Source organism: Exiguobacterium sp. JMULE1 (assembly GCF_013337175.1).
In the GTDB taxonomy this organism is placed as follows: Bacteria; Bacillota; Bacilli; order Exiguobacteriales; family Exiguobacteriaceae; genus Exiguobacterium_A; species Exiguobacterium_A indicum.
In genome coordinates this window covers 1,109,769-1,130,729 of sequence record NZ_SGWC01000002.1, presented here as the reverse complement: position 1 = coordinate 1,130,729, position 20,961 = coordinate 1,109,769, and the positions used below count along the sequence as shown (strand labels likewise).

Below are 20,961 nucleotides of genomic sequence, written 5' to 3'. Positions count from 1 at the left end.
AATTGGCTTGCCCCATTAGTCTAGCATGAGTCGCTTTGCTTCGCTAGTCCTAGTTGAGCGCTTCCACTTGCTGAATCAGCTCCGATTTCGTCGGTCGCTGTTGCTCTTGGCTGTCGGCATACGTCTGCTTTAGCTTCAGGATGCGCATTACTTTAGCATCGAGCATCTCCGGCGTCAGCGTTTGGTCTTTGACGGCTTGCATCACTTCAGCATGAACTTTTGCGTAAGCACCTGCCTCTGAAAACATCGCCATATCAGCTCCATTGACGAGCGACTGACGTGCCGCTTCTGCGAGACCATATCGTTTCGTGATCGCTCCCATGACGAGATCATCCGTGATGATGACACCGTTGAATCCGAGTTGCTGACGCAAGAGGTCAGTCAAGATCGGCTTTGAGAGCGAGGATGGATTCGTATCGTCATACGCGGGATAGAGAATATGGGCAACCATCACCATCTCGGCGCCCTCTTGAATCGCTTCTTTAAACGGTAACAGTTCCGTCTGCTTCAGTTCTTCCTTTGATGCCGTCACTTTCGGTAGCCCGACATGGGAATCGACACTCGTATTGCCGTGACCGGGAAAATGTTTGACGACCGGAATCGTTCCCGTCTCCTGCATCCCGTGCATCAGGGCCGTACCAAGCGTCGCGACGGTCTTCGGATCAGCACTGAACGCACGGTCGCCGATGATCGGATTGTTCGGATTACTGTTGACGTCTAGGACCGGTGCGAAGTCCATGTTGAAGCCATAAAATCGTGACAAATGTCCGAGCGTACGTCCGATATCTTCCATTTTCGCATCATCTGCTCCTTGCGCCATCCGTTGACTCGTCGGTAGACGTAATCGTTGATCCGGTACCCGGCTGACCCGTCCGCCTTCTTCATCGATCCCAACAAACGCATACGGTTTTTGATTCGTCTCTTGAATCGCACGTGTGAACGTCAAGAGTTGTTCTTCTGACGTGATGTTTCCGCCGAGCAATAAGACCCCGCCAATCGCATGCGTCTGTAACAATTTCCGGTCAGCTGCTGAAAGTTCCGTGCCGGCGACTCCGATATAGAGCAGTTGATCGATTTTTTCTGACGTCGACATCGCTTTTAATTGTTGCTTTAGTTTTGCTTGTTGTCGTTCTTCTTTCGTCGGCTCAGGCTTCGGTTTCTTTTCTTCTGTCGGTTGTTTCGATTCCGGTTGTGATGATTTCGTTGGTTCCGTCGTCTCCTGCGCACACCCTGCAAGCAACAGGCAACCGATCAGTACGACTTTCTTCACAAAGGATCCTCGCTCCGGACACCATTGATCGAATAATAGACGGAAATCTCAGCGTTCAGGGATTGCGAGACCGAACAATATTTATCCTTTGATAACGAGATGGCGCGACGGACCTTATCTTCCGGGAGATCTCCTTCGAGCCGGTAATGAATCGAGATCGACGTAAAACGCCGCGGATGGTCCTCTGCCCGTTCTCCTTCGATATCCATTTCGAAATGGGTGATCGTCAAGCGCATCTTCTCTAAGATCGAAACGATATCAATTCCGGTACAGCCGGCAACGGCATGTAGCAGTAGCTCAGTCGGTCGCGGCGCTTGATTTTCACCCCCGTTTTCGGGTGCTGCATCCATCGCCAGGTGATGCCCTGATTCCGTCTGTCCACTAAACCCCATCTGTTTGTTCCATGTCACTGTCGCTTGCATCGTTTCCACTCCTTTATAAGTAGTCTTCTTCTGTAGTATACGCAAAAAACAGTACGCCTGGAAATTCACACGCTATTTCGAATAATGGTTCTTTTCCCGAAATCTCGCTTTGCGATACCCGACGAAATCGTTTCATGCTATCCTGTTACTCATAGTTTCGCGCGCAAGCGCTAGAATTGAGGAATTATCCATGTCACCTACTACTCGTTTAAGTCGACGCGATTGGCTCTTGATCGCCACGTTGTCGCTCCTGACGTTCGTACTCGGAACAAGCGAATTCGTCATCGTCGGGATCCTCGCTGAAATCTCCTCAGCCCTTGATATCACGATCGCAACAGCCGGTACGCTCGTCTCAGCCTTTGCCATCTCCTTTGCAATCGGTACACCGATCGTCATGTCGCTGACCGGTCATCTGGAACGGCGTCGCCTGATCCTACGTCTCTTACTCGCCTGGGTCTTACTGAACCTTGCCAGTAGTTTTGCTCCAAGTTACGAAGTGTTGCTCGCAACCCGCATTCTGACAGCCATCTTGACTGGTGTCTTGATCTCACTCGCGATGGTCGTCGCAAGTGACGGTGTGCCTGTCGCCAAACGCGGTGTCGCCGTCTCGTTCATTTTCGGTGGTTTTACACTCGCGAACGTTCTCGGTGTCCCCATTGGAACGTTCATCGGGCAACATGCTGGCTTTGAAGCTACGTTCTGGCTAACGACAGTCATGGGAATGATTGCGTTCCTCGCAGTATGGAAGATCGTTCCGGTCCAGCAATCGACGGGTTCTGGTTCTATTAAGGAACAGCTTGGATTGCTCGCCAACCCACGGATCCTGATCGCCTTCTTTATTCCGTCGTTTGGATTCGGGGCAACTTACGTCGTCTACACATATCTCGTGCCGATTCTGCAAACAGAACTCGGGATTGCGAAAACGTGGATCAGTCCGATCTTGCTCGCTTACGGCGTCGTCTCAATCTTTAGTAACATCCTTGCCGGCAAGATTGCTAGCAAAAATCCGATGGGCCGCTTACGGTTCGTCTTCGTCGTGCAAGCAGTCGTTCTTGCTGCATTATACTTCACGACAGCATCCCTTCCGCTTGGTCTGTTCAACATCGCCTTGATGTCGTTGATGTCGATTCTACTGACGACTTCGACACAAATCTATTTGATTGACCTCGCTGAAAAGTTCAACCCGGAAGCAAAAGGACTCGCCGCTTCATTGATGCCGGTTGCGAGTAACGTCGGGATTGCTTTTGGTTCGGCACTCGGTGGCATCGTCTATGCGAACGGTCCGATGATGAACACGGCACTCGTCGGTGGACTGGTCGCGCTCGTTGCTGCTTTATTAACTGCAATCAGTCATCGCCTCGATCAACGCTCATGAAACCGTTACCTTGTCCTTTTTTGTAACAGGTCGATGACGGTTCGATGACGTTATGATGATAGTCCCCATCTCGCTGATGATTTTTCAGTATGATGGGGACTATGTTGTAGTAGAGGAGTGTCTGAAAGTGAAAACATTACACATCATCGGTCTCGGTCTGTTGACAATCATCCGACTCTGGCTCGGAATCCAGTGGTTCATCGCTGGAATCGGTAAGTACATTAATGGCTTTGATGCAAAACCGTTTCTCGAAGGAGCGCTCGCGAAGTCAACGGGCGAAGACGCACTCGTCAGTTCCTGGTACGCGACGTGGATTGAGCAACTCGCCTTACCGAACGTCGGGCTGATCAACGCCTTGATTCCGTTCGCGGAACTCGTCGTCGGGATCCTGTTGATTCTTAGTCTGTTGACGGTTCCTGCAATGGTCGTCGGAAGCATCATGAATCTCAATTACTTACTCGCTGGGACGATTGCGTTGAATCCAGTATTCTTAGCAGCATCAATCGCCTTACTGGCTGCAGGACGCTTTGCGTATCAAATCGGTATCGATTACTGGATCATCCGCTGGTATCGCTCGTCGCAGCAACCGCATCCCCTTGACCGGATTCCAGTCTAACAAAAAAACTCTCCCGCACGGGGAGAGTTATTTTTTTTGTTGCTCAAGAATCGTCTGTTGTGTCGGGGTCCCGCCGACTGAGACCGTACGCTCGAGGAATAGGTATGGTTTACCATCAACTTCAAAGCGACGGTCACCGAGATAACGTGCCGAATGCCCATCCGTTGCGAGTTTTTGTTCGATTGCTGCGACATGTTCGTCGAGTGAATAAAACCGATCGTCGAACGTCATCGTGATGTTTTTCTTACGATACCCGAGTAAGAAATTGTAGTAGAACCAATACATAGCACCTGCGAAGACAACAAAAATCAAGAATTGCATGTGAGTTCCCCCTTTGTATAGTCTTTATACGTCGAAAGAAAACGGGAGGTTTCAAATATTTTACTATTTTTTCGTAGTTCAGTTGATTGTCATCCCGTTGAGTTGAAGGTCACTCTTAGGCATGTCATATTTGATTGTCCCCTCGTATCGAACTTCTTCAGTCTGTGCATCTAAAACAAGGATAGATGTGCCATTTTTCTTTGTTTCGATGAAGGAATACACTAAATCGTTCTCAAGGATTGCCGATGTGTGTCGTTGCACTTCATTGGCATCTCGTTTAGGTAAATCATAACGATGCTGCGTGAATTGCTTTGTTCGTAAGTCAAACGTCGACCATTTGATTTTTGTTTCGGTCATGTTCTCTGTCATCCCTACGACGGTACCTTCGTCTATCACACGTGTATCCCACATGTCTTCAACTTCAAACAACTTTAATCGTGTCGTTTTTGAATTGTCTCTCAGATAAACTCTTGTCTTGGAATCGTCAGGCATCTGTCGATATAAGACACGATTCTGATAGATGGCGAGTACCTCATCGTCTTCTGTTAATTGAAATGGTAAATCCATAAGTTGGACTGTTTTTTTCTTTAAATCAATCACGTAGATATGATTTGTACCTGGTTTTTGTATAACATCGCCAATTCGTTTGACATATAACTTCTGTTTCGTTCGTTGAAATGGTTGATAGTAGATCCCTTTAGTCTTTGCCGGTTTTGGTAAAGAAACAATCTGCACCTTTTCCGTGCCACGTTTCCATGATTGTAGATCCCATGATCCATCTTCATTGACGTGTAATCCAAATACCTCTTTGTCTTGCTCATATCGTGATAATTCGATTTGGTTCATGAAATGCCGGAAACTACGCGGGGCATCCGTCACATCGGAGTAATCTCTAGCGAACTCAGACAAATAATTCGTTCGCTTTTTTTCAACTTCTCCTTTTAACGTAACTTCGTAATCTGTTTTATAACTTTCAGGATCATTGAATTCGAATTGAAGTTGTTTCACCAACGGATCATCTGAAGTTCCCTGTAACGTTTGGACCGTAAATGTGGGCTCATCTGTTGAAGAAGAGTACACGGCGTAGACTCCAAGTGTCAAAATACAAATGACTCCCAAACACAATATATATTTATAGGTTCGCATAGTATACTCCTTACACCGTAATTTTTCGTTGCAGTAATCGAAGACTTTTCCAGATCATGTACACGAAGTAACAGAGACTTAACCCAATCAGAAGAAACATCGCCTCTGTCTCCAGTAAGTAACGCGTCTCATCTAAAAGCGCTAATATACCAATCGTTAAAGCAACAGGAACAAAAATTTCAAGTCCAATTCTGATAATGGCTTTTCCTTTACGGAATGAACGTTCGATTAAAACCAACAAGAAAATAAAACTGACAATGAATAGTGAAATGGCGAGAATGATCCCTAAGTCGATCAGATTCATCGTATAAAAATCGTTCATCACGTTTCGGACTGGACTTAAGTTACTTTGATTTTGATATTCCGGCTGAATCAACCAATCAAACAGATAAAAACCTGATTGCAATACACACCACTGAATGCCAATAAAACTTACGATGATTAAAAAGACTGTCGTCAATTTTGAGAAGAAAATACTTGCCCGATTTCCTGGAAGCATCAATAAACGATAAATATACTTTGTTTCTCCTAACCAATCTCGATACCAAATTTGAATCGCATAGATGACAACAATCGCCATTCCGATCAGAGTCACATAACTAAAGAAAGAGGACGCCTCAGAGTATCCAAGTGTATCAATTTGTTTAAGTGCTTCTGCGACGGAAACTCGATTAAGTTCCATGAAATTCTCGACTTTCCGTGCGTGATACATGACTTGCGCAACGACCGACACCAGCTCAATTGCTACCATAGCAAGTACGACAATCACATAAAGCTTAAAACTCCGCTTAATCTCTTCGTTCGTCAATTGTATGTATTGTTTCATCGCTGATAGACCTCCCGCATCCGGTCCTGGACCGATTTCCCGTACAGTTCCCGCATCTCTTCCGTCTCATGTTCATCGATGATTCGACCGTCCTGTAAGAAGACGACCCGGTCGATCAAGTGCTCGATTTCCTGAATTTCGTGTGTCGTCATCAGGATACCGCGTCCTTCCATGAAGTGACTCGAGAATAGTCCTGCGATCTGTTCTTTCGTAAACAGATCGATCCCAGCGAATGGTTCGTCGAGTAGTAAGTACGGACGATCGAGCGCAAAACCAAGAATCAAACTGACCTTCGCCTGGTTCCCTTTTGATAAGTCCGTAATCTTATCTGTCGATAACAACTGGAAGATCCGCATCAGTTCATCCGCTGTCGCCTGGTTCCAGTCGGAGTAATAATCCGCCATATACGTCAGCGCATCACCGACCGTCATGTAGCCGGGCATCGTCTGGATATCCGGAACGAAGGCGATCTTGTTTCGATTGACCTCGCCATCGACGAGAACTGTTCCCGCGTTGACTGGGACGAGACCTGCGATTGCCTTCAGGATCGTCGATTTCCCTTCACCGTTCAAACCGATCAGGCACGTCAGTTGATCCATCGGAACCGAGAACGAGACTCCTTGGAGAACCGGTTTTTTTCCGTATTTCTTTTGTAAGCCATGGACTTCAAGCATCGATCTTCCTCCGTTCCGTTTCCTGATACACCGTCTCGACCTTCGAGACGACCTCATCAAGTGGGATTTGAATCGCTTTGACGGCATCGATGAATTCAGAGACGGCTTCTTCCAGCATCTCGGCACGTACTTTTTGAACTACTTGTGGATCACGTGTAATCTTACTCGGGACATTCCGTTCTGTTGTAATCAATTGCTGCTCCTCCATCTCTTTATATGCTTTTTGTGCGGTATTCGGATTAATTCCGAGCTGTGCGGCGATTTCGCGGCGGGACGGGATCTCTTGCCCGCTTTGCAATTCCTCGGTCGCGATTCGTTGTTTAAACCAACGGACGACCTGCAGGTACACCGGGCTTCTTTGGTCGAACTGCATCGGTAGACCTCCCTTTCCTGTTTAATGTATTAAAACAATAATACACTTCTCTTCTGTATCATACTCACCATACAGTTTGATTGTCAAGATAGTTTGTCTTCTTTATCACGAAAAAACCACCATCCAATTTTGGATGATGGTCACTTCACTCGTTAATAGGGATTCGGATCTTCCTGCGGTGTATCCGGAATCTCGGTTGGTTCTGGGAACGTATCCGGTTCCGGCTGACGGACCGGGTCTTCCTGTGGCGTATCTGGTACCTCACTCGGTGGTGTCTGCGGGATCTCGTCCGGTTGATGATCCGGTTCGCGTTCAGGCACTTCATTCGGATTCTTCTTCATCTTGATCTCCCCCTTAAGACGTGATGTAATCGCCGCCGTTGATATGAATCGTCTGACCCGTGACGTAACTCGAATCGCGAGAGGCGAGATAGACATAGGCCGCTGCATTTTCGGACGGTTGTCCCCGGCGTTTCATTAACGTATTTTCCCCGTGTGCCTCCACTTTTTCCTTCGTGAACGTCGCTGGAATGAGCGGTGTCCAAATCGGACCTGGTGCGACGGCATTGACCCGAATCCCTTGTTTGATCAAGCTTGATGCAAGTGAACGCGTCAGTGTCGCGATTGCTCCCTTCGTCGCCGAATAATCGATCAACGTTGGTGCACCGGCGTATGCTGTCACGGACGAGGTATTGATGATCGTGTCTTCTTTTTTTAGATGCGGCAATGCGGCTTGCGTCAGGTAGACAATCGAGAATACATTCGTCTCGAACGTTTCTCGGAGTTGATCCGGTGTGATGGCTAGAAAGTCATCTTGCGGGAATTGTTTCCCGGCATTATTAACGAGAATGTTCAATTGTCCAAACTCTGCGATGACGGTATCGATGATTGGTTGTGCGTGTTCCGGTCGACTAATATCTTTCGCGATCTTTAATGCTTTGACGCCGTATGATTCGATGGTTGCCACCGTTTTTTCAGCGTCTTTCCCCTCATTTAAGTAAACGATCGCGACGTTCGCCCCTTCTTTAGCGAAAGCGACGGCAACAGCACGCCCGATTCCACTATCCCCTCCGGTAATCAACGCGACTTTCCCTTTTAACTTACCTGAACCGACATAATCTGGATCATCGTAGATCGGCTCCGGTTTCATGATATATTCGATGCCCGGCTGTCGCTCCTGCGTCTGCCCTCGTGCTTCCTGATGTAACGCTTCGAACTGCTCTTCCCTCATGAACGTTCCACTCCCTCATCGATGACATAATGAATCATATGTTCAACGATTCCCTTGCGAAGTATATGTAAACGCTTTTCTAAAAAAGTCAGATGTCATTCGTCAACAGGGGCGGGAATATACTCGTTCGGAGCATATGCGTGAGTTCACTTGGATACAACGTATATTGATCTAACTTTTCGAACGGTACGAACCGATATGTCAATCCTTCACCTTCTGGTCCATAGAAGTCATCCGTTGAGAGCGGTAATGGTTCACGGCACGTCACTTCATAAAATAGTCCCAGTTCGTGAAATTGGTGCGCAGCATAATCAAAGAAATTTTCATGGAGGAAACGGAAGACCGGTGGCTCAATCGACTGACCGAGTTCTTCTAATATCTCACGTTCGATCGCTTTGGCACCACTTTCACCGAACTGGACACGCCCTCCCGGTAATGACCAAAAATCATCTTCTCCTTGACGATGAATCAAAAGATGTCCATCTTGAATCAACAGCGCCACTGCGCGAATGTTAAGCTTTTTTTGATTTACTGTAAACGTCAAATCCATCCCATTACCTACTCTCTTCTTATTAGATTCCCATACTTTCTCATCATTTCCCACGATTGCGTTTTGTCATCAAATTCATCTCGTTGTAACACGAATTCATCTTGATTTTAAAGGATTTTCGAATTGAACGAGTACTCAATATTACAACAAATGTTATTAGAATATATTTTAGCAATCGAATTGAAACACAAAGGTCTGATGTTTGAATGCTATACTCTCGTTAGTCAAATGACCGCATCACTCACTTCAACACACACTAAACGCATCCACTTCTATATATGTCATTCCGACGACAACACTAGATATTCAACTTAGGAGGAACATTCATGAAACGAACAATCACGACGTTAGCAATGAGCGCCCTCGTTGTTTCAGGTTTTGCAGCTACGGGTACAGGTAAAGTTGAAGCCTCTTCTGGCTCATCGTATAAAGTAAAGATTAAAGCAGATGGACTTCGCGTCCGGACTGGTCCATCGTTAAAACACCGTATCGTCGACGGCGTCAATGCGGGTCAAACATTCAAATACCTCGGTCAGACAGGAAACTGGACGAAAATCATGCATAAAGGTGAAAAACGCTACGTCTATTCTGGTTACGTCAAGAAGTACAATACTTCTAATAAATCAGCGAAAAAAGCATCGTTCTCTTCATCGACTGGATTCATGCGTCCGACAAGCGGACCAATCACGCAAGGCTACGGGAATGCTAGCGGTAAGTACGGCTACACGTTCCATAACGGCATCGATTTCGGAGCACCGACTGGAGCACCCGTTAAAGCAGCTGCTGCCGGAAAAGTCATCAAATCATCATATCAGGGAGCTTATGGTAACCATGTCATGGTCGAACATAAAGTGAACGGTATTTCGTACACAACAGTGTATGCTCACCTTAGCAAACGTTCTGTCTTTGTCGGTCAATCAATCCCGAAAGGCGCGAACATCGGAGCTGTCGGTAGCACTGGTAACTCATTCGGATCTCACCTGCACTTCGAGATCCACCGTGGAAACTACACCTACAGCGGTTCGTCTGCAGCAAGCAGTGTCAACCCACTCGCTTTCCTATAAATACGTTTAAGGTACTCCGTCCGGGGTACCTTTTTTGAATTCCATCTAATTTTACATTTTATCCAATTACACCCAAATGAGTCAACTTACTTTCATGATGATAGCAAGCGACTAGCGTTAAATCTTACTAGACTAATTCGTTGAATTGATAAGATTGTCTTTCTTTCATTAAAATCCCCGTAAACATGACTTCTCGTAATGTTTACGGGGATAGCGATATAGTGTTAGACGAGCATTTCTGTCTGTTTCGCTTCAATCGTCGAGGCGATCGCACGCGCTGCGGCTTGTCCTCCGTAAATCGAGCGAGCGAACGGACCAACCGTTAAGTCAGCGAGGCTACCTGTCGCAAATAGATTCTCTCCCCATTCAAAGGTTTCTTCATCTAGTAATGGTGTCCGGCAAGGAGATAATGGCAGCTTCAACTCTTGCTGGACGGCTTCAAGCCAAGATCCTTCAACGACCATCGGACGGATACCCGTTGCGCAAATAATCGATTCAGCGGTGAGAATACGACCATCCATCAGCTTTACTCCGCTTTCGACTTCCTGCTCGACTTCACCAATCACATGACTGATGATTCCTTCTCGAATCAGATGACGGACACGTTGAATCAAATCCTGTGTTGCCGTTCCCGGGCGACGCTCCTGTACGATCAGCGCTCGTTTCTCGCTAGCCGACAAGGACTTGAATGGTGTCAATCCTTTTGGTCCCATGAATTTTCGATCGGCATCGAATGCACTTTTTTCGAGCGGACGTCGTGAAAGAAGGGTCACCTGCCCGGGATAGCGCTCGGCACATTGAATCGTATGATGCAGAGCACTAATCCCACCTCCGATGATGACGACCGGTGGTGTATCGTGCTTCGATAAGAAAACGTGACGCGCCGATTTCGCCCATTCTGGCATGACGTGATGTTCCGATTGTCCGAGAGCGAGAACGACATGGTTTGTTCGTAACTCGCCTTCGTCTGTCGAGACAATCCACGTTCCGCTTTCTCGTCTTAGCCGTGCGACTTCCCCTTGGACCCAGCTCGCCTCCACTTCATTTTGCTTCGCCAATTGAAGAGCATGGTCGTTGAATAATTCCAAGGATGGCCGTCCGTATGTATCCTTGAAGGCTTGATGTGTATAATCCTGTTCTTCCGCATGATGCCTGAGACTCGTCGGATTCGTCGAAGTGTGGTGCACCCGAGTTGAACGTAGGTAAGGCATGCCAATCCGTTCGGTTTGTTTACGCCAGTTCATCAATGGTTGCTGGTGACGATCGATGATCCGTATCATCTCCCGATCGATTCCTTTTTCACGTAAGGCATTGAATACCGTCATTCCATGAATTCCTCCGCCAACAATCACCCATTCATATCGATCCGTCATCACAAAAACTCCTTCACCTGAATTAAATCGTAATCATTACGTTTTATAACGATAGCGTGTTTTTAAGAAGAATTCAAGCGTCATTCGACGAAAGCCCATAAAAAATCCGCTTCCTCTCGGTAGAGGAAGCGGATTTAAACGCATCAATCAGGAAGAAGCATGTTTCGCTAGATACGCTTTCGAATAGCGGTCAGCTGCGATGATCGCATCCGCGACTTCGTCCGCCGTGACGTTGAAACCGCTGTGGATCGTCTCGCCTTCAGCAGTCGCTGCCTCGCCGACCTTGACGATATCTTCACGCGACGCATCTTTTAGCTTGACGTCTTCGAGCGTCACCGGTAAGCCAAGATCCGTGTAGAGCGCGATGTACCGCTCGATTTCTTCTTGTGGATGTTCTTCGAGCGCCAGTTGAACGAGTGTACCAAAGGCAACTTTCTCACCATGTGTTAAGTGGTGAATCTCACCGTCAAGCGCTGTGAACCCGTTATGGATCGCATGCGCTGCAGCTAGCCCACCACTCTCGAAACCGAGTCCACTTAAGAGCGTATTCGCCTCGACGACGGCTTCGAGTGCCGGTGTTACGACTTGCGCCTGAACGGATTCATACGCCAAGCGACCATGCTCGAACAAGACTTCCTCACACCGTTTGGCGATCGCTTGTGCCGCAATCGTCGGTCGTCCCCCTGCCATCGTTTGTCCACCAAAAGCGACGACACTCCGGACCTCAACCCACGTCGCGAGGGCATCGGCGATTCCGGACGCAAAGAAGCGGGCTGGTGCTTGGGCAATCAATTTCGTATCGACGAGAACGAGATCGGGATTCTTCTTATAGAAACGATAACTTTCGAAAATCCCTTCGTCGGAATAGATGACGGACAAGGCACTCGTCGGTGCGTCGGTCGAAGCAAGCGTCGGGACAATGACGACTGACACGTTCAACTCATCCGAGACGGCTTTTGCCGTATCAAGCGTCTTTCCGCCTCCCACACCCATGACGAACCGGACATCTGCCGCTTGTGCTTGCTCAGCGATTCGTTTCACTTCATGCCGTGAGGCTTCGCCACTGAAATCCGCTTTCTCGATGCCGACATTTTCGCCGGACAACGAGTGTTCGACACGTTCCTTGACGATTTTCCAGACGACATCATCCGCGATGACGAGCGCTTTTTCACCGAATGGGCTCACATATGTACCGAGCCGGTCAATGACATCCTTTCCTTGGACATACTTTGAGGGACTAATGAAGACACGTTCTGACATGTTTCAACATCCTTTCTGTAAGGGACACGATGGTCAATGACATACAATAGAGGAATTGCCTTTTCTGCTGACGTTTAAACCCCATCGATTCGAATCATTTTGACAAAACGGGTACTCTTTCAAGTGCTTGTACAATAAGAAGTCGATCACTTTTTAAACGCTTGTCTGGATCAGGACCGAACCATTCGAGACTTGCTGTCAAGTGATCGAGATGACCTGAAACGTCTTCAAAGAACTGGTGATAATCGACGATACCTTCGAACAATGGAACCATCCCTTCCCGCGATCCGCTTGCCGCATAGACATTTGTTGGTTCAAAGACTGAGAATTGATCAACATTCGCCACTGTTTTTAAATGTAGGTGATCCACATACGATGCGAGTCTGAAGTATGCTTCGACGGGATCTGCCTTTGATTCGATGACGTGTAAGACGTCAAAGTTGATCCGACATGCCGGGTGGTTGATCGCTTGTAGTAAACGTATCGTTGTCTCTACCGTATCTGTTGCAGTATTCGGATGAAATTCAAGTAATAATCGCTGTCCTGCAGAATCAAGGACACGGCAAATCCCCTTCAACCGATAAACGAGTTGATCCCATTTGGCATCGGATAAGGTATGGCTCGCCTCATTCCCCGCAAAGATGCGGATACGCTCCGTTCCGATTCGTGTCGCTAATCGCGAGAGTCGTTTCGTCTCCGCAAGCAGTTCTGACATCGGTGCGTCTAAATTTAAATAATGACTTAGCATACTGACATTCAGATGGGACGATTTCAGCCGTTCGACTTCTTCCGTTCTTAAATGTTCAGCATGAACCCCCCAAATATCAATGGCGTCAAAGTGTTCTTCTGAAGCAAAATCAATCAAATCATTAAATGAACGCAGATGATGCCGATAGCTGATCGTACAGAGTGCGAGTTTCATGTTCAATCCCCTCCTGTCGTTGATACACATGGAACGTGTCGACGAGTTGCCGTTTGATGGCACTCTCCCGTGCCCATTGTTCTTCGATCAATCGTTCGATTTCTAAATACACTTCCGGTTGACGCGTTATAGCATATTTGACAGCCCGATGTTGGATGACAGAGTATTGATTGACAAGTGTTTCAACCTCATCCGTCCATTCTTCAAAATCAGATGTCTCCAAGTCGCGTCCAATCGCTTCATATAAATAAGCAAATGCATGCTCATAGGCATATTTTCGAATGGCAATGACAGGTAACTGCTTTAAGGCTTTCGATAATCCCTCAGGTTGTTCACGATAGTGATGCACAACACGCTTGACTGCCTCAGTCAATGGATGATGTACGTTTAGACAACTCATGAAATAGGCACTTACCGTCGTCGCATCTGGTATTCGAACATCCGTATTTCGAAACGCAAACCCACCAGCGACAGCACGATGGCGTACTGCTGCAAGAATACGTTCTCTTTCTAGTTCACCTTCATACCGGAAATCAGGATCAAGCATGTGCCATATTTCCGGATTTTCTGTCGCCTCTAACATGACGTAGTGGGGAAACACATCATGGTGAAATTTATTTTCGCGCTCAGGTAGACTAGCTAAATCCAACATGACGATCACTGACTCGTCCTCGTTTTTCTGTTCGATTCGTTGAATCAGCTGAGCGATGTTTTCGTCTTTTGACTGTTCGTGGTCGTACCATTCTTCGACTGGGATTCCGTAAAGACGTTCATACCAATCAAGCATCTCCTGATGGTTGATCTTCTCATCATGATGTGAGAGGACATAATCGGCTGACAAGGAAAACGAAGAATCCCATACGCCAAAGTAATAGGGACGATGGTCAGCGGCCGATCGTTTGATCGTCTCGCAGACGCAACTGACGAGACAGTGTACTTTAATCATGTATGACCTCCTGTAAAACAGACATCAACTCTTCTACTCGCATTTTGGGAAGGGCTGACATGTGCTCATCTGGAATCACTAATCCGTGTTCCAATTCAAGGTGAAGCAACAGATGAATCAAGCGCATCGAATCCAGTCCTAGATCATCTCGTAGAGAGTCTGTTGTCGAAATAGCGACAGATGATGACCATTCGAGCTGTTCGGTCAGTATATCTTCGAATTGCGCAATCGTTAAACGGGACATGTTTGTTCCCCCAATCGTTTTCTACTCACTTTCCCATTCGCAGACAGCTCAATTTGCTCAACGAGTTGCCACTCCGTCGGTCGTTGATGAGGTGCGAGATGCTTCTTGCAATGTTGGTTTAGTTCTTCCTCCGATGCCGTCGTCACGAGTTGAGCGCAGACGCGCTCTCCTTGGAACGCATCCATTCGTTTAAAGACGACGACAGCCTCGACGGTCGGCAGCTGATACAAGACATCTTCGACTTCTCCGGGATAGACGGATAAGCCAGACACATTGATCATCTCATCGAGTCGGCTAAGAAAATGCAGCCCGTCTTCAACGTACATTAAATCCTTCGTACCAATCCGTACGCCTTGTTGCGAAACGACTAATTCTGCTGGTTTTCCCTTCGTTCCAGTTTCAATCTCAAGATGCTCTAGTGGAAAGCCGATCGCTTGCGGACTCGGCGGATTCGGATGAAGTGCGATACAACCGATTTCTGAACAGCCATACTGTTGAAGCAAATGACGTGTCTTCCGTTCGATCGAACGGAACCACTTTTCTGGTAATGTCATCCCGGAAATCATCACTGCGTGAACGGATTCCGGGAACAAACTCATCGCATACGCTAGTCCCGGTGCCATATAGATGATCGCGTCCGGATGCAAACGATGGATTGCTAGCACATGACGTGGTGAGAAGTCTTGTAGGATGACTGGTGTTGCTCCGCGTCTTAAAGTCGCGAACACTCCACACAGTAATCCGAATGAGTGTGTCGTCGGACAAGCAACGATCGTCGCTTTCGTCGTCAGCGGAAAACTGTTCGTATAAGCATTCAGTTCCGTCTCGATCGACTCCCATGTCCGGTGAATGATTTTTGGTTGCCCCGTCGTACCGGAACTGAATTGAATCAATCCACCCGCACGTTTTTCCGCTTCCGGAAGCGGAATGATGGTCTCTTGATAAATCAAATAGCCACATCCGGCTTGTATCGCTAGACGCTCAGCACCAGAAACAGGCGTCTCCGGATGAATGGGAAGGATTGTTCCATTCATACGTCGCATCGTAAGACAGAGGGCTAACCATGCTTTTGTATCTGACGTACAGATGGCTACGGTCTTCCCTTCCGTTATGAACGATTGCTTCACCAGTTCGTGTGTCGTCAATTCTTCTGCTGTCACCCATTCTTTCTCAATCCATAGCATGATCGTCTTCCTCTCCTCGTTGAACTAGTGAATTTTTTACATCGATTTGATTCGTCAAACCAAACCGTGGTGCCAGTAAGGCTTCTGCCGTTACTCTTTGTTCGTACCATCCGATTCGTTCTAGTCGGTCACGATCAATCGGCAACCCCTCGATCGTCTGATGCATCCAATCAAAGAACGTCGCTTCATTCAAGTTCTCCGTCAGTTCAAGTTGATACGCTAGTTCCGTCAAATGATAGACGAATAATGTATCGTACAGCAGCTCGCGTAAGGCAAGCGGGTGTGACATTTCATAATAGGTATTGAGCGGTGCATCAAAATCAGGATGTAGCCTCTTAAAATCGGGTACATCCGATGGATCGTCGAGTAACTCGGTGACGAACTCGACGCTATCATGAAAATCGCGGAGAATGATCCGTTCCGGCCATCCGTCCCGTAAGACAAGTAACGTATTTTGGGCGTGAGCTTCCACACCGATGCCTTTCTCGGTCACGAGTCGGATGACTGGTTCGAGATAGACGACGAAGAATCGACGAAGCCACCGTTCATGACCATATCGTTCCAACCACGGTCCTAAAAAATGTCGTCCATCCACCTCGATTTGAGCAAGTGCTGTCAAGGGAATGACCTGTTCCCCCTTGTGAACATACGTCAAGACGTTTTCACGAAAGACACAGCCGACCCGACCCGCAAGTGGACCGCTCGAGCCGACGCATGAAGCAAATTCAGATAACAACGTCATCGGCAATTCACTCGCCTGTTTTTTCAACCAATCCGATACTGCAGGAGCTGCCACGACATTCGGCACGGAAAAAGTCCGAACGGCTGACGTTTGCTTCAAGTCGAGCGGCAATTTGATATGCGGTAGTTCGGGCTGACCTGGGCAAAAAACGGTTCGAATCGACTGCGTCGCTTGCACGAATACCCCGCCTTCGCCTAAGTCGACACCTCCGACTTGTGCCACCTCCTGCTTGATACGTAACCATTGCCATGGGTGGACAGGAAGAATCTGATAATCGATTTGGTTGAAATCTTCCAGTTTGACTAAAAACATATGTAGAAGCGGTTCTCCAAGAATCAGTGGAATAGGTAGGATTCCATTTCCTTGAACGAGCGTAGAAGGTAAGGCAATCCAATGTAACTGGAAGCGATTGCCCGCTTCAGGTCCGTATGCTTCATGATCAGCTCGCGAAAAGCCAATCCTTGATTTATAACAAGGATGATAGGGATGCCCTTCGATGATGGTCTGCTCCAACTTTTCATAATCCAAGCCTGCTCGGTGGATTGGTAGACGATGCCGCTGCGACAAGTCATCGAAATCATGTGTACGTCGCAACTCTTCCTGAAAGTCGTCTGGGATCGGCAACTGCGTCAAGAGATGCTCAAACCAGTCGTTGACGCCAGATGACTTCGATGAGCGTAACGTCGTGATGTCGAGCCGGATTCGGTCGAAAGGACCGCGTTTTCCTTCGACTGTCACTTCACTATCTTTTATGTGGAATGTAAAACGATTCTTCATTCCGACAATCATTTCAGTAAAAGGAAGAATCCGCTCGAATAACAAACTCTCAAGAAGTTGTTTGCAGATGCGTGTTTTGCTGTCGTAAAGCATAGTTGCCCTCCCGTAACGGATTATCCAAGTCGATGAAACAAACCCGTTCCCCCTCGACTTCAAGTTCATCGAGTCCTTGTAGGCGTGTTAGTAAATTCGCCTTGTATGGAAGTGTCGGCGATTCTAACAACATCAAAAGCCAAGCTCTGCCTCGCCCTTCTAGACTTTTAACTCGTACTTGACACCATTCGTGCAGTAACGCGATAGCAACTTCTTCCTTTAATAATGTGTCTGCTGCCAATCGGTCGATGATACTCGCTAGATGGTTCCAAATCATGTAGTACGTCAAACGCTCAGCAATGACTTCTTCTGGGTAGAACAACGTCGTATGCTTCAGTTCCGGTTCCAGCAGGGTAAAGGAATCTCGATTCGTGTCTGCTAAGTAATAGCCTTGATTATCCCGGACGTGATATCGAACCGGCCATCCGTCTTCGAATGTGATGAGACTATTTTGCTGATGCGCCTCGAGTCCGATTCCTTGTTCCTCATACAGTGTAACGATTGCTCCTAACGTCAACTCCAGGTACTGTTTCCACCACCGAGTGACATGTTTCGATGCGATTGATCCCGACTGCCGGATGAGCCGCAGCAGGAGAGATTCCGAATTCGGTAATGTCGGTTGGACGAGTGCTGCAACATTTACCGCGTGGGGTGCAGGGTCTCGCAGGATGACTTCGAATCCGGTCTCTTCTTTAGTCCGGATCGCTAAATACGCAGGATCGTGAATGAGGTCAAACGTATCAGGAAGAGACAGATGATAAAACAATCGATGCATCAAATAACCGGCCTCTAATTCGTGCCGCTTGTTGACGCGTCTTGAGTTCGTCACTTGGACAGGTATGGATAACTTCAACATATGACTTCGGTCGAGTGCTTCGACGGTCCGGATCGACGAAGTCGCGTTATAGAGTGGTCCAGTTGCGCCATGATAACGGAGAATACTTTGCTCGATCCATTGCTTGATTGTCGGCTGACGTAACAAATACTCGGCTTGAAGCGGATGAATTGGAATGACTCGCTCTTGCGCTGTCACTTGAATCAAATCACCCAGTTGATTTTTCATAAGCTGACTAATCGTCTCGTTGCTACTTGAACGTTCTTCGAGCAATGTCTCATGTACTGTGAAATAGTGAAGTTGAAACGGTTGACGGAATTCAGGCGCATACGCCTTTTGTTGCCAGTCGGTCATACCGACTCTACTTTTCGGGGTCGGATGGAACCAATGACCACACCACAAGCGTTGTTCATAATCGATGAACGTCTCTTGCTCTCGTGCGTTCAGCTGTTCCTCTAAAATCAATTGCACTGTCCGGTGACTGTCAAGAACACGAAAGAGTAAGTCCGTTTGATTCGGGTCTTTTTGTTGAAGCTTGATGCAACAGGTGATGATACAAGACATGGCTGAAACTTCCCGCCATCCGTTCTTTGTCTCTTCACGAATCATTCCAATCTCGTGGCGTCCGATGATGGAACGACGTTTGATTTCGATGAGATACGGCTTCATCCAATAAAAAGAGGATGTCTCGGATGCATCAAACGGTCTCTCGTTGACCCATTCGCCCGGGTTCACTTCTCTGATGTAGCTGTTCATGAACGATTGAAGCGTCACCTCGGTCGCTAATCGCTCGATTTGTTCTTCGCATGTTCGCACGCTCTGTTCCTCCCCTTATTGAAAATCATTCTCATTCCACATCAATAGAAAAACGGGTTTCCCCGTTTTTGATGGTGCGTATACACACTTATTTTAAGTAAAACGTTTTCAAGTTCCTTCAATCCGTTTTCACAATCGATTAAATGCAGAAGTCACATATCGTCGTGAGATTTAACACCAATCAAACAAACGATCCTCCCTAATTTTCGTACGACAAGGCGACGACTTTTTAGGTTCATTTGTCAGTCTTCTCTGCCTCATCGTGAACTCCGTCTGTAATGATAATCATTATCAATGATGAGTGACATGGATTTTCTTTTCATTCTTCATGGACAAACAAAACAGTTACTATCGCTGATATATGTATGCAATTGACGTAACATATGCATTCTCCCAAGTGGTCCCCACGGATCCCAATCGACACTGTCTGGGTAAAATATACGCTCCGACCTAACGGCACGAAGCGTTTGCCACACCCTCGTTCCTCGAATTCGTTCCACATCTGCAGGTTGACTCCACAGTATGAACAGACCATCCGGATCCAACTGCTGTAATGTTTCTAGGCTGATTGTCATGTAGACGGTGTGCGGGAGTCCTTCCACGGGCTGTAAACCGATTTCACTGAACAGAAAATCTAACATCGTATGCCCTGTTCGTCCGTACAGTCGGACTTCTGAGTCTCTGATCCAAATAACTGCCCATGTCACATTCCGATTGAATTCGAACTGTTGCTTCACAATTGTTTCAAGCGTTTCGACTTCGTTGATGATGTCAGTCGTTCGCTCAAGCGTATCGGTTGCCCTAGCAACAGCATACAAGTAATCCTTCCAACAAGTTTGTTTCGAAATATCGATGACCGGACAAGACGTCAACATAGGTGGTGATTCACCTCGTATCGGTGTCCGTAAAACGAGATCGAGATTTGATGTCTCAAACCATTCCGGTAAAATCGTTGCTGACGCGTCGTATAGTTGCGTACCTTCGAGTTCACTTAAATAGTCTGGCACACCGTTCGAACGATATTGTGTCGGAAAAGACGGTGCGATGACAGGTTGAATGCCAAGTGCCAATAAGTGATCTTGCAACAACGCTTGACTCCAGATTCCGACCCGTGGAAACAACCGTTTCCGGTACTGACTTGGTGATAGTCCCTCACGTTTTTTAAAGAGACGGCTGAAATAAAATTCATCATTGATTGATACACGTTCTGCGATCTCAGCAATCGTCCAATCTGGATGTGCAATCATCCACTCCTTCGCCCGTTGCATCCGCAATTGATGAATCAGTTCCTTTGGTGATTGATCGTAGTGCTTTTTGAATTGGCGGGAAAACGTCGGCAGTGACATGTTTAACTCACTTGCCAAGTCACTGACTGTTCTTGATTTTCCGAGTTCTTTTAACCACTGGGACGTCACTTCCTCAAACGTCTGCTCATGACGACGTTCACTTAATTGCTCCAGTAGTTGATACAGATAGCGATGTTGTCTAAGAGAACCGGTCATTGTGTTTGGACATCCGCGCATTCGTTCTAAACACTCCACTAGTTCATTCGTTGGTTGACGGTAGACTAGAAATGGCGTCAGTTCAACCTCTAACTGATACAAGAGACAATGTCCCTCCTGGACGATGAATCGTTCACCTGATTTCATGATGAAACAGGCTTCGCCCGATTCTAGACGTTTCCTTTCCGTGTAGGTAATGCCAACGCCTTGTATGACGACAATCAAACCCGGACGTATCGCTAATTGTCCTCCTGTCTGTAAAGCGTGTTTCCTCACTCGAAATGCATGCAGTGCTTCTGTCATTTTCAACTCACTCCTAAAAAACATATACCATCTGACGCTTTTCCGTATCCGTTCAATCTTGATCAATATGTAAGGGAATCTTCGAGATGCTTTTCTT

General features: G+C 47.1%; 22 protein-coding genes. 3 read left to right on the top strand and 19 right to left on the bottom strand.

The genetic code is table 11. From position 1 onward, the window contains the following. Positions 1-49 precede the first annotated feature (49 nt). Together nagZ and EXW93_RS05940 are read right to left on the bottom strand one after the other, a co-directional pair. Entirely contained in the window at positions 50-1,270 is a 1,221-nt protein-coding gene (gene nagZ, locus EXW93_RS05945) for a beta-N-acetylhexosaminidase (protein WP_174316127.1), read from the bottom strand. Next, entirely contained in the window at positions 1,267-1,692 is a 426-nt protein-coding gene (locus EXW93_RS05940) for an OsmC family protein (protein ID WP_023467853.1), read from the bottom strand. The genes nagZ and EXW93_RS05940 overlap by 4 nt, the downstream gene beginning before the upstream one ends. A gap of 190 nt (positions 1,693-1,882) precedes the next feature. Between EXW93_RS05940 and EXW93_RS05935 the strand changes: the two genes are divergently transcribed. Further along, complete coding sequence (locus tag EXW93_RS05935) at positions 1,883-3,067, top strand: MFS transporter (RefSeq protein ID WP_023467852.1); 1,185 nt, start codon at positions 1,883-1,885, stop codon at positions 3,065-3,067. Positions 3,068-3,194: 127 nt separating this feature from the next. Then, on the top strand, positions 3,195-3,683 hold the full coding sequence (locus EXW93_RS05930) for a DoxX family membrane protein (protein ID WP_174316126.1): 489 nt from the start codon (positions 3,195-3,197) through the stop codon (positions 3,681-3,683). A 27-nt stretch (positions 3,684-3,710) separates the two neighbouring features. Here the strand turns inward: EXW93_RS05930 and EXW93_RS05925 are convergent, their stop codons facing one another. From EXW93_RS05925 to EXW93_RS05890, 8 genes are all read right to left on the bottom strand, one after another. Continuing rightward, positions 3,711-4,004: a hypothetical protein gene (locus EXW93_RS05925; RefSeq protein WP_023467850.1), complete on the bottom strand. Its 294-nt coding sequence runs from the start codon at positions 4,002-4,004 to the stop codon at positions 3,711-3,713. Positions 4,005-4,082: 78 nt separating this feature from the next. Next, positions 4,083-5,105 (bottom strand): hypothetical protein, encoded by a 1,023-nt coding sequence (locus EXW93_RS05920; protein ID WP_158408685.1) that lies wholly within the window; start codon positions 5,103-5,105, stop codon positions 4,083-4,085. Positions 5,106-5,160: 55 nt separating this feature from the next. Next, complete coding sequence (locus tag EXW93_RS05915) at positions 5,161-5,976, bottom strand: hypothetical protein (protein ID WP_174316125.1); 816 nt, start codon at positions 5,974-5,976, stop codon at positions 5,161-5,163. After that, positions 5,973-6,650 carry an ATP-binding cassette domain-containing protein gene (locus tag EXW93_RS05910; RefSeq protein WP_055967275.1) on the bottom strand — a complete coding sequence of 226 codons (678 nt, stop codon included), beginning with the start codon at positions 6,648-6,650 and terminating at the stop codon, positions 5,973-5,975. Before EXW93_RS05910 ends, EXW93_RS05915 begins: the two co-directional genes overlap by 4 nt. After that, positions 6,643-7,023, bottom strand: coding sequence for a GntR family transcriptional regulator (locus EXW93_RS05905; RefSeq protein ID WP_023467846.1), 381 nt, complete (start codon positions 7,021-7,023; stop codon positions 6,643-6,645). The genes EXW93_RS05910 and EXW93_RS05905 overlap by 8 nt, the downstream gene beginning before the upstream one ends. 152 nt (positions 7,024-7,175) lie before the next feature. Next, entirely contained in the window at positions 7,176-7,364 is a 189-nt protein-coding gene (locus EXW93_RS05900) for a hypothetical protein (RefSeq protein WP_029341324.1), read from the bottom strand. A gap of 13 nt (positions 7,365-7,377) precedes the next feature. Continuing rightward, positions 7,378-8,253: an SDR family oxidoreductase gene (locus tag EXW93_RS05895; RefSeq protein WP_023467844.1), complete on the bottom strand. Its 876-nt coding sequence runs from the start codon at positions 8,251-8,253 to the stop codon at positions 7,378-7,380. Between the two features lie 88 nt (positions 8,254-8,341). Continuing rightward, positions 8,342-8,803 carry an NUDIX hydrolase gene (locus tag EXW93_RS05890; protein ID WP_174316124.1) on the bottom strand — a complete coding sequence of 154 codons (462 nt, stop codon included), beginning with the start codon at positions 8,801-8,803 and terminating at the stop codon, positions 8,342-8,344. A gap of 326 nt (positions 8,804-9,129) precedes the next feature. Here EXW93_RS05890 and EXW93_RS05885 point away from each other — a divergent pair, with 326 nt between their 5' ends. Next, positions 9,130-9,867, top strand: a complete 738-nt coding sequence (locus EXW93_RS05885; protein WP_058265243.1) for a peptidoglycan DD-metalloendopeptidase family protein — start codon at positions 9,130-9,132, stop codon at positions 9,865-9,867. A gap of 224 nt (positions 9,868-10,091) precedes the next feature. Here the strand turns inward: EXW93_RS05885 and EXW93_RS05880 are convergent, their stop codons facing one another. The 9 genes from EXW93_RS05880 to EXW93_RS05835 all read right to left on the bottom strand — a co-directional run bounded on the left by EXW93_RS05880 (position 10,092) and on the right by EXW93_RS05835 (position 20,864). Further along, positions 10,092-11,240, bottom strand: a complete 1,149-nt coding sequence (locus tag EXW93_RS05880; protein ID WP_174316123.1) for an FAD/NAD(P)-binding protein — start codon at positions 11,238-11,240, stop codon at positions 10,092-10,094. Positions 11,241-11,387: 147 nt separating this feature from the next. After that, positions 11,388-12,500, bottom strand: coding sequence for a glycerol dehydrogenase (locus EXW93_RS05875; RefSeq protein ID WP_023467840.1), 1,113 nt, complete (start codon positions 12,498-12,500; stop codon positions 11,388-11,390). Positions 12,501-12,594: 94 nt separating this feature from the next. Next, on the bottom strand, positions 12,595-13,422 hold the full coding sequence (locus EXW93_RS05870; protein WP_174316122.1) for a sugar phosphate isomerase/epimerase family protein: 828 nt from the start codon (positions 13,420-13,422) through the stop codon (positions 12,595-12,597). Further along, positions 13,370-14,368: a DUF6005 family protein gene (locus EXW93_RS05865; protein WP_174316121.1), complete on the bottom strand. Its 999-nt coding sequence runs from the start codon at positions 14,366-14,368 to the stop codon at positions 13,370-13,372. The genes EXW93_RS05870 and EXW93_RS05865 overlap by 53 nt, the downstream gene beginning before the upstream one ends. Further along, positions 14,361-14,612 (bottom strand): phosphopantetheine-binding protein, encoded by a 252-nt coding sequence (locus EXW93_RS05860; RefSeq protein ID WP_023467837.1) that lies wholly within the window; start codon positions 14,610-14,612, stop codon positions 14,361-14,363. The genes EXW93_RS05865 and EXW93_RS05860 overlap by 8 nt, the downstream gene beginning before the upstream one ends. Continuing rightward, positions 14,600-15,796, bottom strand: a complete 1,197-nt coding sequence (locus EXW93_RS05855) for an AMP-binding protein (protein ID WP_174316120.1) — start codon at positions 15,794-15,796, stop codon at positions 14,600-14,602. Before EXW93_RS05855 ends, EXW93_RS05860 begins: the two co-directional genes overlap by 13 nt. Beyond that, positions 15,783-17,408, bottom strand: a complete 1,626-nt coding sequence (locus EXW93_RS05850; RefSeq protein ID WP_254606182.1) for an IucA/IucC family protein — start codon at positions 17,406-17,408, stop codon at positions 15,783-15,785. The genes EXW93_RS05855 and EXW93_RS05850 overlap by 14 nt, the downstream gene beginning before the upstream one ends. Further along, on the bottom strand, positions 17,365-19,059 hold the full coding sequence (locus EXW93_RS05840; protein ID WP_174316117.1) for an IucA/IucC family protein: 1,695 nt from the start codon (positions 19,057-19,059) through the stop codon (positions 17,365-17,367). Before EXW93_RS05840 ends, EXW93_RS05850 begins: the two co-directional genes overlap by 44 nt. 326 nt (positions 19,060-19,385) lie before the next feature. After that, positions 19,386-20,864, bottom strand: coding sequence for an AraC family transcriptional regulator (locus EXW93_RS05835; protein WP_174316116.1), 1,479 nt, complete (start codon positions 20,862-20,864; stop codon positions 19,386-19,388). Positions 20,865-20,961 lie beyond the last annotated feature (97 nt).